Consider the following 15,564-nt stretch of genomic DNA (forward strand, 5'->3'; position numbering starts at 1 on the left):
TGTCCTACCCCCTCACTTCTCTTTGTGCAGACGGGTTCGGATGCCATCACGTGCCCGTGCCAGGTAGCCCTTTCTCCATGCGACAAGGCCGCCTGCAATCAGCAGGATGCCAAGGATGATGGGGGGGATGAACGGGATCTGTGCAAATCCACTGCCCATGCTGCTCATGGAGCCTCTCGCCCCCCCGCCCGGCCCACCGGCGGCAAAGTTCCGCTCTGCGAGTGCGTCACCATCTGCATCGAAAGCGCTACTGCCGGAAACAGAGAACTCTTCCTCGTAGATGTTGCCGTCCTGATCCTTGTAGGTGACCAGCACCGGCACCTCTCCTGCACCCTGCATCGTATAGGTCACCTCAAACCCTGAGAAGTCGTCCGGTTCAAGGGCACCGATCACGGCAATAGGGTTCGGATTTGTCGGTGTTGCCGGGTCCCCGACAGTCACCATGACGGAGTAGGCCTCTTCCAGGCCCGCGTTTGTCACATCACCGGAGACTGTCGTCGTTGAACCGGACAAACTCACCTCAACCTCATTGACCACGAGAACTGCACTGGTTTTGTCTGTGCCAAAGTTCATGGGAATCGAGACAGTCGTGCTGTGAACGTTTACCCCGTTGCGGTAGTCCACCACAAAGGTCAGGTCACCCTCCTCATCCGGGGGGGTGATAGCGAACGGGACCTCAGCGGATTCGTCCTTTCTGAGAACACCCACAAAGTAGCTGGTCTGATCGCTCATTATGCCGTCTGTAACGGGCGTAATCGTAACGGCACTCAGTTCACCGTCACGGGTGTTACCCACACGAACGGTGATATCCTCGGTCTTTCCATCGGTAAAAGTCTCAGGCACCCCAAGGAGGGATACCTGCGGAGCAGTGTCATCCACAATCACCGGGATGGAAGTCCGCAGGGACCCGGACATGCCGAAGTCAAGGTAGAAGGACGGATAAAAAATGCCTTCTGCCGGCCCTGCCTCCACGAGGAAAGTGAATTCCATGGAGTTTTTCGCACCGATATCGCCCACGACTTCATACGCGTTGTCATTGACAACCACGAGGTCATCCGTGTAGAGTTTCGCCCGGTCAATTGAGGCGCTCTCTTCGCCGGAGTTTGTAATCTTAACCGTGATAAATCCCTGGTCACCCGGCATGAGTGTCTCAGGGGGGGATTTGGTAATTCCTGTCACCGATATCTGGGATGCAGGATCTGAATCGTCATCAGTCACGGCAGCCGCAAAGCCGCAGAGTGCTGCCAGAACGATCAGTGCAATACATATTCTATAGTTCATATCTGTGTGCCTCTGATTTCGTAGTATCCAGAGAACATTTCCCTCAGACAGATATATATGAAGAAAATAGGGGGGGGTGGCATTATGCAACCATGGGGGGGTTTCATTGATTCTCAGAAACAGCGTGTAATGCCTCTTCCATGGCTGTAGCAGTTGGGTGTCGGTCTCCCATCTCTTTTGCAATGCACCGCAATACAATCTCATCCCAGGGGGGGCGGCCGCAGGCACAACGGATGACGGTGCGGCAGGTGTCTCTCCGAGAATGGCGTCCGTCATCTCCCCCCCGAGGCCCCCCCCGTCTTCAAACGGACGGCGTCCGGTCAGGAGTTCATAGAAGACAATACCTGCCTGGTAGATATCGGTGCGGACATCGGCATCCCCCCCATACCGCCGGGGGGCAATCTGCTCGGGGGGGGTGGCATACTGGATGGAGAATCCAACAATGGACGATTCGTGCCCGTCGCCCATCACCGTCCCCCCCAGGCCCCCCCAGTCGGTGATCTTCGCCGTGCCGTCCTCAGCAATGAGGATGTTGTGCGGTTTAATGTCACGGTGGATGATCCCCCCCTGTTCGTGGGCATAGGCGAGGCCCCCCCGGACAATATCCGCAACAATTGCCGCCGCCTCAGCAGGCGGGAGCGGCAGGGTGGCGCCTGCAAGGGAACCGGGCACATACTCCATCTCCACATAGGGCACCGGCAGGATGTTGACCGAGCAGATGCGGACGATGTTCGGGTGGGAAAGCCCCCCCTCCCAGAGTTTCATCTCTTTTAAAAAGATACGGCCCGTTGTCTCATCAAAGCTGATAGGCACTTTAACTGCGACAACCGCCCCCCCATCCTCCCGCCGGACGGCCCGGAATACCCGTGCGAGCCCGCCCTTGCCGATGAACGACACATCCCGGTAGCGGTCCATCAGTGTCGCGGGGGGGAAGTAGACATCCCGGAGCTGGCTGTCCATGATCTGCGTCTCATCAAAGGGGGGGTCACCGACCGGTGCGATGCGGGTCCGCTCATCGGTGTCTTCCGGCACATGGGGGGGAGGCACAAGACGGGAACGGTGATAGAACCCGACAAGGATTGCCGTCAGGGAGAGCAGTACGGGGACATACCTGCCCCCCCCAGCCCGCCGGTGCGGATAATGACCAGACCCAGCGATGTAAATGCTACAATTCCTCCGGTGGTAAGATAGGCTCCAAGAAGATAATGGGGGGGACCTCTCCGTTGCGGTTGTGGCGGCAAGAATGACACCACCCACCGAGAGAAATGCCAGCCCGCCGACGATGAGTGTTGAACTCCCGAGATTCCCGAAGAACATAAAAGACTGGAAACCGGCCAGAAACATCGCTGAACTGCAGAGAACCGCGAGGATGGTGTACCCGGCGGTCAGGACAGGGACGGTGTGCCCGCTTCGGTTCAGAATACTGCGGTGGCGGGCACGGCGGTCAGCAACCGTCAGCACCCCCCCTGCGACAAGCAGGGAACCCATGAAAGCAATTGTGGGCCACATCATCGTTTCCGGTTCCCAGGGGGGGAGTGCCAGGCGGCCATCCGTCCAGGCGGCCAGCAACCGGTCTCCGGGTTTCAGTAGAGTATCCTGCACATCCCAGGGAAGAGAGACGGTGTATGCATGGATTTCGGCAACGAGGGGGGGGCATCATCCTCTACCGTGGCAATTCCGGCGACTCCTCCGACCAGACCGGATGCTGTCCGCTCAAAAGGAATCGGCCCATTTCCTTCCGTAAACACGTGGGGGGGCTGTCCTTTCGGAGAGAGGGTGAAAGAATAGGGTTCATCTCCGATACCATCTCCCTCCGTGTCAGCCCCGGTATATCCACCCCAGTGGTTCCCGAGCACTCCTTCAAACGATGTCCCCCTCATACTCATAGGTGGTCACTGGAGATACCCAGGACGTCTCCGGGGGGGAAGATGAAATCGCACCGTTTTCGGCATCAATATCATTATAATACACCATCGTCCCGTCCGATTCGGTGATCAGGAGGCCAAGACGCAGCCCTTCAAGATGATTCCCGGTGACAAGCGTTCTGTCAGAATCATAGATCACAATACCAAGACCGCGTCCGGGAATGGTGGGGGGGGAAATTGTGTTGCCGGTGATCACATTGTTATCCGAATGCACAAAGATGCCAGTGGTAGTCGTCCCGGTGATGACCAGTCCCCCCCGACGGTGGTTCTCCCGGCTTTCAGCACAATGGCCGCTTCACCCCCCCCGTTGCCTCGATAACCGGCAGTCCTCCGCCGGTATCAATTCCGGTGATCGTCACGGGGGGGATACTGATGTTGAGGTGCTCGTAATACGTCCCGCTCTCAACGAGAATGGTATCTCCCGGCTGGGCAATGGTGAGCACGTCAGACATGGTGGCATACCCGTCCTCACCGACCGTGAAGGTGGCAGCACAAACCGGTGGGCAGAGCATCCCTGCGAAGAGAAGAAGGAAGGCGAAGAACATCCATGCAGGGCCAAAGCTCCGGGTGGTCTGCGTCCTTTTGATTCCCTGCATCCTCCGTGTATTCATATGCACAAAACTGTTCTCACGATTCGTCTTTGGTGTCCTGCACTTCTGCAACGGTGAAGAGGAACCGGACCCCCCCCGGGGCCACGGGCAAGGTCGATGATGTCGCCTGCCATCAGCCGGACTTCACGGTTCTCTTCGCACGGGTTGTCGTTCAGATATGTCCCGCCGGTGCTTCCCCGGTCGGTGAGATACCATCCGCCCTCCTTCTGCTGTATCTCCGCATGCGGCCGCGAGATGCGGGTGACAAGGTCAAACTCGCGGGAGACGACGATCGCACCGTCGCCCGTCACCGTGCCCGGCGGGGGGGCGTAGTAAATGGCGGCGCTGTCCTCAGCCATGAGCGGCCCCCAGACGTTTCTCCTCCCGGCCGATACGGGTCACCGCTTCCAAGAGAGGGAAGGTTTTGCCGTCTGCGGGCCCGCCGAGAACGAAGATTACGGGGGGGGTTTCCCCGGCGTATTCACGGGAGACCATCCGCCGGGCCTCCTCGACCTTTGCTGCCAGTTCACTTCCCTTGATATGTATGTCGAGGTTTGAAAACAGCCCGAGGTTGCGGATGATCTCCTCGATACCGCCGGGCCGGGTGGTGTACTTCCAGACAGGGAGCGACCCCCCCCGGGAGGTGGCCCGCCCGAACCCCCCCGCCTCCTTGGTGATGATGCCTGCGGTGAGCATCTTCTCAAGATGCTTTTTGGTATTCACATAGGAGGTGCCGATCTCCCCCCCTGCAATTTCGTTGGCCTCCTTCGGGGTGTGCTCGATTATTTTGAGGATATGCAGGCGTACGGGATTCGAGAGCACATTGAGGTATTTGGAAAGGTCTTCATAGTAGTCCTGATCCTCGGCCATCATCACGGTCTTTGCATTGGCATATTCTTCTGAATCGGTCATGTCACTCACTCTCTTTCTGGCGTATCGCTTCGCCATGCACCCTGACGACGATCAGGGTGATATTGTCCGTCGATGTTTTGGCCGCCTCGTCCATAAGGAGGCGGGCCGCGTCTTCTGTGCTCAGCATCTCTCCTGCCAGAACCATCATCTCCCGTGAGACGTAGTCGTGCAGGCCGTCCGAGGAGATGACCAGCGTGTCACCGGTGCAAAGGGGGGGGTGCACCGTGCACTCGGCAACAAAATCACCCCCCCCAGCGAGTGGGTGATGATGTTCCTCATCGGGTGGGAGGCCGCCTCTTCCGGTGTGAGAATATCCCGGTCCACGAGATCCTGTACAAAGGAGTGATCCGTTGTCAGCGGCAGAACTGTTCCCCCCCTGCGGATGAGCGTACAGCGAGAATCCCCCCCGGTATTGCACAGGCTGACCGTCCCGTCCAAAAAACCGGCGGAGACGAGTGTCGTGCCCATGCCCGCACGTGTCCCGGTGGCCTGTTGTCGGATGGCTGCGTGGGCGAGGGTGTGGCCTCTTTTCAGGAACGCTGCTGCTGTCTCGGGATCGCCTGCGGTCATCTCCGCCTCCCGCACGGTCTCTTCGAATATCTGTATCGCAAGGGCGGATGCTACGTCCCCTGCCTCGTGGCCGCCGATCCCGTCGGCGACAGCACAGACAAGCCCCCTTACCCATTGGGGGGGCAACGCACCATGCATCCTCATTTACCGGTCGTACACCGGCAATGGAGATGGCGCTGTATTCAAATCGTTCACGAATAGTGGTGTCCGGTTTCATCTCTCGACTCGTATTGAGAGAAGTATGGTCTTCACGGGTTATAAATGTAGGAAATGGTTGTGGTTGTATACTGGTCATATCCGGTTAGTGATAATCGAGAATAAAGCGGTGACTCATTATTTTTGTTACCGCAATATGCATATCTGCGGAACCTTCAAGAGTATGAACGTGTGGTACCGGTCTCTTGACGGGAACATGCCTGAAAAACAGAATATGTGATCGGGAGTTTTTCGGATGGCGTTATTTGGCGCCCAGAGTTCTAACCGGAAATCCTGCCATAAGTAACAGGGGGGGGAATATTATAATCAAATCGATTTATGATGGATTTGAATAGAGGGCCACCTTAACAACCAATGGTGACTGATCTAGCATAATGATGCTGATATTATTATTGTTATTTAAATGCGTTTTAATGTATGGAATGTGGGCTTTACTACCCGTCTCCGGTCGGGGCATCAAAAATGGGATAATATTCTATCCATTCCTCAAGCTTTGAAAGCAAACTGGAAAAATGCTTGACGTACCTGTTCATGCAAGGTAAAAATGCCCTATCTCTGAAGTTTATACAGATGATCACCTTTGCTGGGCATAAATATATATAATTATTTTTTATTTACTGTTTCGCTGGCAAATGTCGATAATTCATTATTTCGAATGCAGTGTCCTAAATCCATGATCTCATCCACGCAAAAAAAGGTGCAAATCGGATTTACATTTGAAATCACAGAGTATTGATATTATTGACACCAACTTGCCCGGCAAAAAAAAGTTAAAAAATGAGGTTTTTGTATGAAAAAATTGTTGATTGTATCGCTGATACTGCTAACACTGACAGGATTTGCGTCTGCATCTGCAAACATCGATCCTTCTGTGATTCCGTGCGTCGGTGATCCCCCCACTGATAATTGGAGGTGGTTGGCAGAGTTTCAATGGAAATGGATTGGGATGGGCGGGTGAAATATTTACGTTCTCTAGCGACACCTCTGTCTGTATCTATGTTACTGATTTATATCTGCCGGGAGATGTCTTTGAGATCTACGACAACGGCGTACTGATTGGTGCGACGTCCGAGGTTCCCGTAGGTACAATACGTGAATCGGATCCTGATGCTGCGTACGCAAGTGATATCTGGAGCAGCGGTAAATTCACCGTCCCTGGGGGGGGAAGTCATACTATCACTATCAAGAGTATCCAGGAGTGGGGGGGCGGCGTTTATACAGCAAAAATAAAAGCGGAGGCGGGACCTGCTCGGTGCCTGAATTCCCGACCCTTGCGATCCCGATGACATTTGTCGGTGGATTTTTGATGATCGCCAGTGCTCTCAGAAGAGAGCATTAATTTTTTATTTTTAAGTTCGTTGTTCCAGGATTTTTGCCCAGACCTCTCCAGTGCCGCGAGCATTACCTTCCATGCCGGGGGGGTAGGTTTACCGGTGATCAGCACCACATTCCGGTGTGATGACTCCCTTGTCCACCAGATTCTGTACAAAGGAGTGATCCTTTGTATACAGCGGCCGGACCGTCCCGGAACGGATGAGCGTGCAATGTGAATCCCCCCCCGTGTTGCACAGGCTGATTGTTCCGTCTGTAAAAAATGCGCAGACAAGTCTCTCACTCATCGGGGGGGGCACCATGGCATCCTCATTGACTGGTCGTACACCGGCAATGGAGCTGGCGCTGTATTCAAATCGTTCACGAATAGTGGTGTCCGTTTTCATTTCTCGACTCGTATTGAGAGAAGTATGGTCTTCACGGGTTATAAATTTAGGAAATGGTTGTGGTTGCATACTGGCTGGATTCAGTTCATGATATTCATGCAATTAGCAGATGATCGGTCAGTGATGGGAAGGATAAATTAAGGCTCTGTTGAATTCCTCAAATATAACAAAAAAAGTACCAGAGTCCAATTTTTCTGTGCTGTCGGAACTACTCTTCCCGGATTCAGGGTATCGGCTGGTTTCTGTGTATCTGCACGGTCTGTCAAATATACACGGAAGTTCGGGCACCATCAACTTGGTTAAAAAAAGGTGGCTCGGGTATTCCCCCCCGGCTTTCATGCAGAAATTGGTCTCAGTTTCGGTGATTTTCCTTCATATCGGATGTCGTACCGGACAACCAGCACCCACCGGGATGAATCGCCATCGGCCTTCACCGACCAGAAACAGTAACGTGGGTTCGACCGGTCCCCGGCGGCATCCAGATCCACCACTGAGAAGAATGGGCCTCTAATCTTCCCCCCCGTCATCTCCGTTAAAGCGTTCTTAAGCTCCGGTGCATCCTTCGAATCTGTCTGTGTTTCGGTCAGGGCTACAATCCAGAGTGCCTCGTAGGATGCCAGACTGTAACCGTCGGGCTGCCTCCCCAACCTGTTCTGTATCTTCAGATAGATGACCCCGTCATCGCGGTCGGGATTGAGGGTGGCGTCCCCGATCACCGGGCCGGTGAAGTTCGTCTGTGCCGCAAAACGGGCGGCATCACCGGGTTTCGTCAATGAGCCAAGAAGGGTGTTGCCATCGCATCCGTACCACTGAACCTGTGTGAGATTCTCTGTCTCTGCTGCCGCTGTCATGATCGCGGTCGCCTCGTTGAAGGTGACTGCATAGACGCCGACATTCTCCTTTCCCTGCGTTGCGATGGCACGACCGACCATGCGGTCGAGTTCTGCAACCACATTGGAATAATCCTCTGAATTCGGTATATACCTGACTCCGTCGAGGACAGTGCCGCTACGGTTCCCGAACGCCGCTGCTGTCAGGTTCCGGAGTTCGTCGCCCCAGATATCCCCACGCCAGACTGGCACGACCGCTGTTATCCCGTCCTTTTCCAGGTAATATGCCGTCGCATCTGCCTGGAAGGTGTCCGGAGGCACGAACCGGAAGACATTGTCCCCTGCAATTGCCAGAGAGGGTGCGGTACTCATGGTACTGACGATGAGAATCCCATGACGGTCGGCATACGTCCGGATGGCTTCCAGTTCTGCGCTGGAACCCGGCCCGATGACCATCCTGATCCCCCCCTGATTGTCAAGCTCCTGCAACTTCTCAAGCGCGACGGCAGGATCGGTCTGTGTGTCCTCAATGACCAGCCGTACCCGGTAGTCCGATCCAATTGAGGCAAAGTAGTCGTTGATATCCACGGCAGCCACCCCCCCAAGGGCGGCCTGGCCTGCTTCTCCGGCCTCCGAAAAGTCGCCGGTAAGAGGCAGGAGAACCCCCCCAACCGTGATATCCTGCCCTCCCTCCGGTGCAACGGCAGTTGCCTCTGTTCCGGTACACCCGCAGCAGAAGACAACTGCTGCAAGAATGATGAGCGTGATTGCTGATATTTTAATTCCCATATGTTCTTTTTTCACGGTGGAGGTAATATTCGTTATGTATTTATATCAGGGATCGTTGCGGTCGATATTTGACACGCAATCGTTACCAACCGGGAACCGTTTACCAGCCTTTGTGCGGGAACGGGGGGGACTCTGCCCGGCTTGAGACCAATGGAAGAAGAGATGCAGCGCTGTGGGATACGCACCTCGTTTATCATCGCACGGGCGGCCTTCTATCCGGTCAATATCACCTTTGCCCGTGCCGGATACCGGTTTGGCGGAACACTGGTCAATAACACGAATATCTGCGGAGCCTTCGATAGCAGGCAGGCTTCTAAAAATAATCTAAAAAACGGGAAAAATAAGAGCAACATGTGGGGGGGTATCCCCACATGAGTTTAAAGAAAATTACCGTATCTTCCTGAAAAGCACACCGGCCCCTGCAGCACCGAAAAGCACTCCTGCAATGGAAAGCGGAGTCTGTGTCGGTGGGACAGTATCTTCAGGTGATGTGGCGGTGGTGGTTGGTGTGACCGGAGTGATATCAACAGGTGTTCCTGTTGGCTCCGTAGATGGTGTCATCGTTGGTGTAATCACCTCAGTGGGGGGGATTTCACCCGATGATGTACCCACATCTGTAATACCAATTGCAAACCAGGAAAATTCTGGTATCTCGGCAGAAAAGAGGCGGTTATTCCCCTCGGTTCCCACCGATGTGGTCGTAAGCTCTTTCCATTCATTACCGTTCAGCCACATCAGCACCGCTGTTTTTTCACCAACGACCTCTTCAGGCACCTCGAAGGTGATTACGGCATCGCTGATCGCTGACGGGTTAGCATGATAAAGTGCGAAAGAGAGGTAGCGCCAGACATCGCAATCGGGGGGGACTGGTGCCCCCCGCCGGACTGTTCCTCTCGTCAGTCACGGTAACAAGCAGGCTGGAGACAGCACTCTGCATTTCCAAGCCAATTTGTGTGACCGGTGAGTTACTGATGGAGAGGGTTTTTGTCTCTCCCGCTTTCAGATTTCCTGCTGAAGCGGCTGATAATTCACTGCTGTCATCGCTGTCATCCCCAACAGATACAGGTGTGGCTGATGCTGCAGTTGCTGCCACTGCAAATGAGGAGAATCCGTCAGGAGAGAACGCCTTAAAGACCATCATGCCGTCAGCATTGATTCCAAGATATGTTGTATCCAGAATCTGGGTGACCCCCCCGTCGTCTCCCTGCCGGAAGACCCGGATGGCCCCAATGCCACCGTTTGTCTTCACCCATTTCGGTGAGACAGTCATCTCCAGGAAGGCATTCCTGAGGCCATTTTCTTCAGTCAGGTTGGTCTTGGTGAAGTAGACTGCATAAGCCGTTGAGGTGATCGAAAGCTTTTCATCTGCGGCAGCAAGCGTAAACACCTTCGATGCCTCAGCACTGGGCTGATCAAAGATTGAGGTCGTAATACCAAGATCCGGATTATAGTTATTCATCGTGGCATTGAAACCGACAGAGACATTGCCGACCTCTCTACCAAGGGGGGGAGCGTTGACAGGACTGCTCTCCAGCAGGACGCTGCTAACATTTCCGGTAGATACGTCACCAATAGTGGAAAGCCCATAGGTAGATATGGTCACATTCATTTTTCCGTTCCGGAGCAGGATGTTATCTCCGTCAACTGTGCCATTGCAGACGCTGGAATTGAATGAAACCTGTTGCTGGTCACCAATATCGGTGAACGTCGTCCCATTATTGTCGAAGGTGAAGTCCTCCGAACTCTCAGGTGGAACGGGTGGAACATCTCTGACGGTAATGTAGCGGGACCTGGTCAGCACATCCGCACCGCCGGTATTGCTCACCTCAAGAGTCACCGTGAACAGACCGATGTTGGTGTATGTATGTACGGGATTTTGTTCCGTGGAATCAATGGTGCCATCATTGTTAAAGTCCCATGCCCACGCAGTGATATCCTCACCGGCGGACAGGTCAGTGAACTGCACGGCGAGCGGGCAAGTGCCGGAGGTCACGTATGCATTGAAATCTGCAACCGGAGCGGGCATATCCACAGAAAATGCGGCGGTGCCGGTTTCAGGATTAAGGGCAAACCCATCGTCATTATCAATTCGTGCTACATCAAGCGAGAGATCTGCAGCACCGGGGGCAAGACCGGTGACGGTGACGGTGCCCATAGGCACATTTTCTGCGCCTTGCTGAATTTCTTTATTCAGGTCAGTCGCCTTGATCCAGACTGAGGATGCAGGAAGAGTGCCATTCGAAGAGAGGGAAGCCCAGGCAGGCAAATCCACAGCGATAATCTCACCGACTGTATCATCCGACAGGCTGACTGTTAGGTTGTAGCCGGAAAGACCGTCTGGTACTGTGTCCAGTGTAATGGCATACGTCGCAGATTCACCTTGGTCAACTTCTGACAGTACTGGATCAAAGTCCAGGTGAAGGATCACTGCATCAACGGTGATGTAGTCTGCCTTTGTCTCTGTGGACGAGCCGCCCTTGTTTGTGACCGTGAGATTTACTGTATAGACTCCGGCAGTGTCATAGGTGTATGCCGGATTTTCTTCAGTCGAGTCAGTGGTGCCATCGTTATCAAAGTCCCATGCCCACGCAGTGATATCCTCTCCGGTGGAGAGATCAGTGAACTGCACCATGAGCGGGTCAGTGCCGGAGGTCACATCTGCTCTGAAGTCTGCTACCGGAGCGGGCAGCTGATTCACAGAAAATGCGGCGGTGCCGGTCTCAGGATTAAGAGCGAACCCATTGTCATCATCCATTCGTGCTATAGCAAGTGAGAGGTCTGCAACACCGGTAGCAAGACCAGTGACGGTGATGGTGCCCATAGGTACATTCACCGCACCAGGCTGAATTTCTTTATTCAGGTCAGATGCCTTGATCCAGACTGAGGATGCAGGAAGTGTGCCATTTGAAGAGAGAGAAGCCCAGGCAGGCAGATCCACAGCGGTGATCTCACCGACTGTATCATCCGACAGGCTGACTGTCAGGTTGTAGCCGGACAGGCCGGTTGGTGCGGAATCCAGAGTTATGCTATACACAGTAGATTCTCCCCCCCGTCCGACCGCTGATGTGAGCGGATCAAAGTCCAGGTGAAGGATCACTGCATCAACGGTGATGTAGTCTGCCTTTGTCTCTGTGGACGTACCACCACTGTTTGTGACCGTGAGATTTACCGTATAGACTCCGGCAGTGTCATAGGTATATGCCGGATTTTCTTCAGTCGAGTCAGTGGTGCCATCGTTATCAAAGTCCCATGCCCACGCAGTGATATCCTCTCCGGTGGAGAGATCAGTGAACTGCACCATGAGCGGGTCAGTGCCGGAGGTCACATTTGCTCTGAAGTCTGCTACCTGAGCGGGCAGCTGATTCACAGAAAATGCGGCGGTGCCGGTCTCAGGAGTGAGGGCCAAACCGTCGTCATCATCCATCCGTGCTACCGCAAGTGGGAGGTCTGCAACACCGGTGGCAAGACCGGTGACGGTGATGGTACCCATAGGCACATTCACCGCACCAGGCTGAATTTCTTTATTCAGGTCAGATGTCTTGATCCAGACTGAGGATGCAGGAAGAGTGCCATTCGAAGAGAGGGAAGCCCAGGCAGGCATGTCAATGCCGGTGATCTCACCGACTGTATCATCCGACAGGCTGACTGTCAGGTTGTAGCCGGACAGGCCGTTGGTACGCTCTCAAGAACCACAGCATATTCAGTAGATTCTCCGCAGACGACCGTCGATGTGAGCGGATCAAAGTCCAGACGAAGAACCCCCCCTGCATCAACGGTGATGTAGTCTGCCTTTGTCTCTGTGGACGTTCCGCTAACGTTTGTGACCGTCAGGCTGACTGAATAGACTCCGGCGGTGTCATAGGTATACACAGGGTTTTCTTCAATCGAGTCAGTGGTGCCGTCGTTGTCAAAGTCCCATGCCCACGCAGTGATATCCTCTCCGGTGGAGAGATCAGTGAACTGCACCGTTAAAGGAGCGGCCCCCCCTGTTGTAACATCCGCTTCAAACTGAGCGGCAAACGGTACACCAGCCCCCCCTTCGAGGACGACGACGCAGCCATCCCCCCCATCACCGTGGGCATTGGCGAGATACATATCACGGTTCCTTGAGGAACTGCGGCCGCCAATGAGGTAGTCACCGTTATCCTTGGTGCAGAAAACATAGGATCGGTCATTCAGATGTCCGCCGATGAGTTTCTGCCATTCAATATCACCAGTGGAACTGATACCAATCACATAGATTTCAGAACCCTGGTAGTAGTTAAAGTAGCCTTCCAGGTCACCATCATCGGACTCAGAATCACCGGCGATGATGTATCCGCCGTCAGGCCTCTCCCTGAGAGCACGGATGAATTCCTTATCTGTGCCTCCGTAGCACTTCTGCCATTCGAGAACACCGTCAGAGTCGGTTTTAACAAGCCACCCATCCTCGGAATAGCCGCCGTGGTATCCTGTCACATCACCGTCTGACGATTTTGTAAATCCACCCATCAGGTAGCCGCCGTCAGTGGTTTGGATTAGACAGTCTGCTTTATCTGAGCTCTTTCCACCAAAGGATTTCTGCCACTGCAGGCCACCGGTGGAATTGATCTGCATGATCCAGCAATCATAATTTCCATGATTGAGTGTCAGATCGCCATTATAAGACTGTGAATACCCGCAGAGAACATAGTTTCCGTCACCCGTCTCCAGACCGGAAACGAGATAATCATTCTTGCTGCCGCCATAACGTTCCTGCCACTCAATGGTTCCAGATTCATCGGTCTTGATGACCCAGCTGTCGTAGCCGCCTTCGGTAGGAATACCCGTCAGATCACCGTCCGTGGATTTTGAATCCCCCCCCACCATCAGGTATCCGCCGTCAGTGGTCTGCAGTACATCCTTTACTTCATCAGTATTGGTTCCGCCATAGCACTTCTTCCACTCGGGAACACCAGCGGCATCAATCTTTACCATCCATGCGTCATACCCGCCGTGGTTGTCGGTCACCTCACAGTCTGTTGATTTCGTACGGCCGCCGATGAGATACCCGCCGTCATTGGCTGTGCAGATTGCGTAGCCGTAATCATAGCCGGTTCCCCCCCCGTAGCATCTCTGCCATTCGAGGTTCTCATTGGCGTCAGTCTTAACAACCCAGTAATCCCTGGAGCCGTGATTTGTGGTCACATCGCCGCTTTCGACGGAGTAGGTCTCGCCGATAAAGATGTGGCCGCCGTCACCGGCAGGGCACCCGGCAGTGAATCGGTCGGTTTCGTTGCCGCCGTAGCAGTGCACGCTCTGGATATCGGGCCCGCTTGTGATCGTGGCCCGGATGCAGTTAGACCAGCTGTAGGTATCTGATCCGGCACGATTGGTGACCGTCAGATTCACGGTGTATAAGCCTGGAATCTCACAGATCCAGACCGGATTTCGCTCGATGGAATCAATGGTTCCGTCGGCACCAAAGTCCCAGGCATATGAGTCAATGACTCCTGTGGACGTATCAGTGAACTGCACCGTGAGAGGCACCCGTCCGGCGTATCGCTCTCCGGTCGGATCATCGACACTAAATCCTGCAACCGGCAGATCGGGGGGGAGTTCCCCGCTGTATGCAGTGGTAAGTTTCGCAAGGGCGTAATTGTCCTCGTTGACACCGTCCTCAATTACCATGGGATCATCGAGGAGACCATCACCATTGGAATCTGCACCGGATGAACCCAGTAGTTGCCCAGGTAGTTGCAGTAATTCTGAGCTTCATATGAATAGCTGACCATATCAGGAGAATGCCAGGTATTTGATAGTCCTGCAGTTGAAACAACAACATTCTTGGTATTGTTTATGAAGTCATTTTGGTATATCCGGCATTTTTCCGCACCACGCAGACGGATACCCTGAGTATTGTCTGTGAGTGTACAGCCTGTTATGATACAGTCTGCTGAACGGAGGTAGAGAGCAGGTTCAGCATTTCTGATGGTAAACCCGGATATTTCAACCCCCCCGTCGTTGTATACGAGGAATCCTGATTTCCCACCTGCATCCACAATGGTGTCTGCAGCACCGTCAGACGAGGAAATCTTTAGATTTTCGGATATGACAACTGCCTCAGAATAGACACCGGGTTTTACAAGAATCCAGGCATTCGCATTTGCGTTGTCGACTGCATCTGTTATGGTTGTGTAGTCCCCCCCGCTTCCCGCTGCGTCAACGATAATGTCGGGCACCCGTTCCGTGACAGAGGTGCTCGCACTGTTCAGTGTCATTTCAATGTTGTTCCCCCCCAGTGGCATATTGTCGAAGTTGGGATTTACAATTGAAATGTCAGTCGAGCCTTCTGCAATGCCCTTCAGACTGAATGTGACGAGGGTAACATTGGTATTTCCCGGTTGTATTTCGTTTGCACCGTCACACACACTGATAAATAGATCATCATCCCCCCCGTGGAGCACATTCAGATGGTTTGTTGCCCATTCGGGGTATGTTACATCTTCAATCAGCACGGCAGCGTCCGGATTTGAGAGTGTGATGTTGAATTCACATCCTGCGAATCCTTCCGGTGCAATTTCATCGAAAACTATAGAAATTTCTGTTGTATCACCGATATATACCAGAGGAGACTCCGGACTAAACGATGCAGTATTGTTTGCAGATACCGCATGAACTGCTCCGAAAAGGAGCAGTCCGGTGATAAGAATTACAAGTAGCCTGTTTTGCTTCATGTCATACTACCCGGACAGCTATTTTTACCCACCCTGTG

General features: G+C 53.7%; 14 protein-coding genes and 1 pseudogene. 1 reads left to right on the forward strand and 14 read right to left on the reverse strand.

The window, feature by feature from the left end; translation table 11 throughout:
• Positions 1-12: 12 nt before the first annotated feature.
• The 10 genes and pseudogenes from JCM10550_RS05435 to JCM10550_RS05480 all read right to left on the reverse strand — a co-directional run bounded on the left by JCM10550_RS05435 (position 13) and on the right by JCM10550_RS05480 (position 8,846).
• Positions 13-2,883, reverse strand: coding sequence for a protein kinase (locus JCM10550_RS05435; RefSeq protein WP_062397560.1), 2,871 nt, complete (start codon positions 2,881-2,883; stop codon positions 13-15).
• Positions 2,865-3,161: a hypothetical protein gene (locus JCM10550_RS05440; RefSeq protein ID WP_062397561.1), complete on the reverse strand. Its 297-nt coding sequence runs from the start codon at positions 3,159-3,161 to the stop codon at positions 2,865-2,867. The genes JCM10550_RS05435 and JCM10550_RS05440 overlap by 19 nt, the downstream gene beginning before the upstream one ends.
• Positions 3,142-3,468, reverse strand: a pseudogene (locus JCM10550_RS05445) (NosD domain-containing protein); the annotation flags it as partial. The pseudogene JCM10550_RS05445 and the gene JCM10550_RS05440, both read right to left, overlap by 20 nt.
• A 16-nt stretch (positions 3,469-3,484) precedes the next feature.
• Positions 3,485-3,817 (reverse strand): hypothetical protein, encoded by a 333-nt coding sequence (locus JCM10550_RS05450; RefSeq protein ID WP_062397565.1) that lies wholly within the window; start codon positions 3,815-3,817, stop codon positions 3,485-3,487.
• A complete protein-coding gene (locus JCM10550_RS05455; protein WP_062397567.1) occupies positions 3,814-4,155 on the reverse strand; it encodes an FHA domain-containing protein in 342 nt (113 codons plus the stop codon). The genes JCM10550_RS05450 and JCM10550_RS05455 overlap by 4 nt, the downstream gene beginning before the upstream one ends.
• A complete protein-coding gene (locus JCM10550_RS05460) occupies positions 4,148-4,708 on the reverse strand; it encodes a winged helix-turn-helix domain-containing protein (RefSeq protein WP_062397569.1) in 561 nt (186 codons plus the stop codon). Before JCM10550_RS05460 ends, JCM10550_RS05455 begins: the two co-directional genes overlap by 8 nt.
• A 1-nt stretch (position 4,709) precedes the next feature.
• A complete protein-coding gene (locus JCM10550_RS18240; protein WP_172673779.1) occupies positions 4,710-4,856 on the reverse strand; it encodes a hypothetical protein in 147 nt (48 codons plus the stop codon).
• Positions 4,853-5,416 carry a PP2C family serine/threonine-protein phosphatase gene (locus JCM10550_RS05465; protein WP_062397571.1) on the reverse strand — a complete coding sequence of 188 codons (564 nt, stop codon included), beginning with the start codon at positions 5,414-5,416 and terminating at the stop codon, positions 4,853-4,855. The genes JCM10550_RS18240 and JCM10550_RS05465 overlap by 4 nt, the downstream gene beginning before the upstream one ends.
• 1,505 nt (positions 5,417-6,921) lie before the next feature.
• On the reverse strand, positions 6,922-7,212 hold the full coding sequence (locus JCM10550_RS05475) for a hypothetical protein (protein WP_062397575.1): 291 nt from the start codon (positions 7,210-7,212) through the stop codon (positions 6,922-6,924).
• A 335-nt stretch (positions 7,213-7,547) separates the two neighbouring features.
• Entirely contained in the window at positions 7,548-8,846 is a 1,299-nt protein-coding gene (locus JCM10550_RS05480) for an ABC transporter substrate-binding protein (protein WP_062397577.1), read from the reverse strand.
• Positions 8,847-8,972: 126 nt separating this feature from the next.
• On the opposite strand from JCM10550_RS05480, the gene JCM10550_RS05485 reads away from it, so the two are divergent.
• On the forward strand, positions 8,973-9,206 hold the full coding sequence (locus tag JCM10550_RS05485) for a hypothetical protein (RefSeq protein WP_157199955.1): 234 nt from the start codon (positions 8,973-8,975) through the stop codon (positions 9,204-9,206).
• A 12-nt stretch (positions 9,207-9,218) separates the two neighbouring features.
• Here JCM10550_RS05485 and JCM10550_RS05490 read toward each other — a convergent pair whose 3' ends face one another.
• From JCM10550_RS05490 to JCM10550_RS05505, 4 genes are read right to left on the reverse strand one after another with little or no spacing between them, the layout of a single operon-like run.
• A complete protein-coding gene (locus JCM10550_RS05490; protein ID WP_083475324.1) occupies positions 9,219-9,731 on the reverse strand; it encodes a PGF-pre-PGF domain-containing protein in 513 nt (170 codons plus the stop codon).
• Positions 9,643-12,432, reverse strand: coding sequence for a PKD domain-containing protein (locus JCM10550_RS20465; protein ID WP_062397584.1), 2,790 nt, complete (start codon positions 12,430-12,432; stop codon positions 9,643-9,645). Before JCM10550_RS20465 ends, JCM10550_RS05490 begins: the two co-directional genes overlap by 89 nt.
• A 47-nt stretch (positions 12,433-12,479) precedes the next feature.
• Positions 12,480-14,480, reverse strand: coding sequence for a PKD domain-containing protein (locus JCM10550_RS05500; RefSeq protein WP_062397585.1), 2,001 nt, complete (start codon positions 14,478-14,480; stop codon positions 12,480-12,482).
• Positions 14,474-15,526 carry a NosD domain-containing protein gene (locus JCM10550_RS05505; RefSeq protein ID WP_062397587.1) on the reverse strand — a complete coding sequence of 351 codons (1,053 nt, stop codon included), beginning with the start codon at positions 15,524-15,526 and terminating at the stop codon, positions 14,474-14,476. The genes JCM10550_RS05500 and JCM10550_RS05505 overlap by 7 nt, the downstream gene beginning before the upstream one ends.
• Positions 15,527-15,564: the final 38 nt, after the last annotated feature.

This window comes from Methanogenium cariaci JCM 10550 (genome assembly GCF_001315945.1).
GTDB classification, from domain to species: domain Archaea; phylum Halobacteriota; class Methanomicrobia; order Methanomicrobiales; family Methanomicrobiaceae; genus Methanogenium; species Methanogenium cariaci.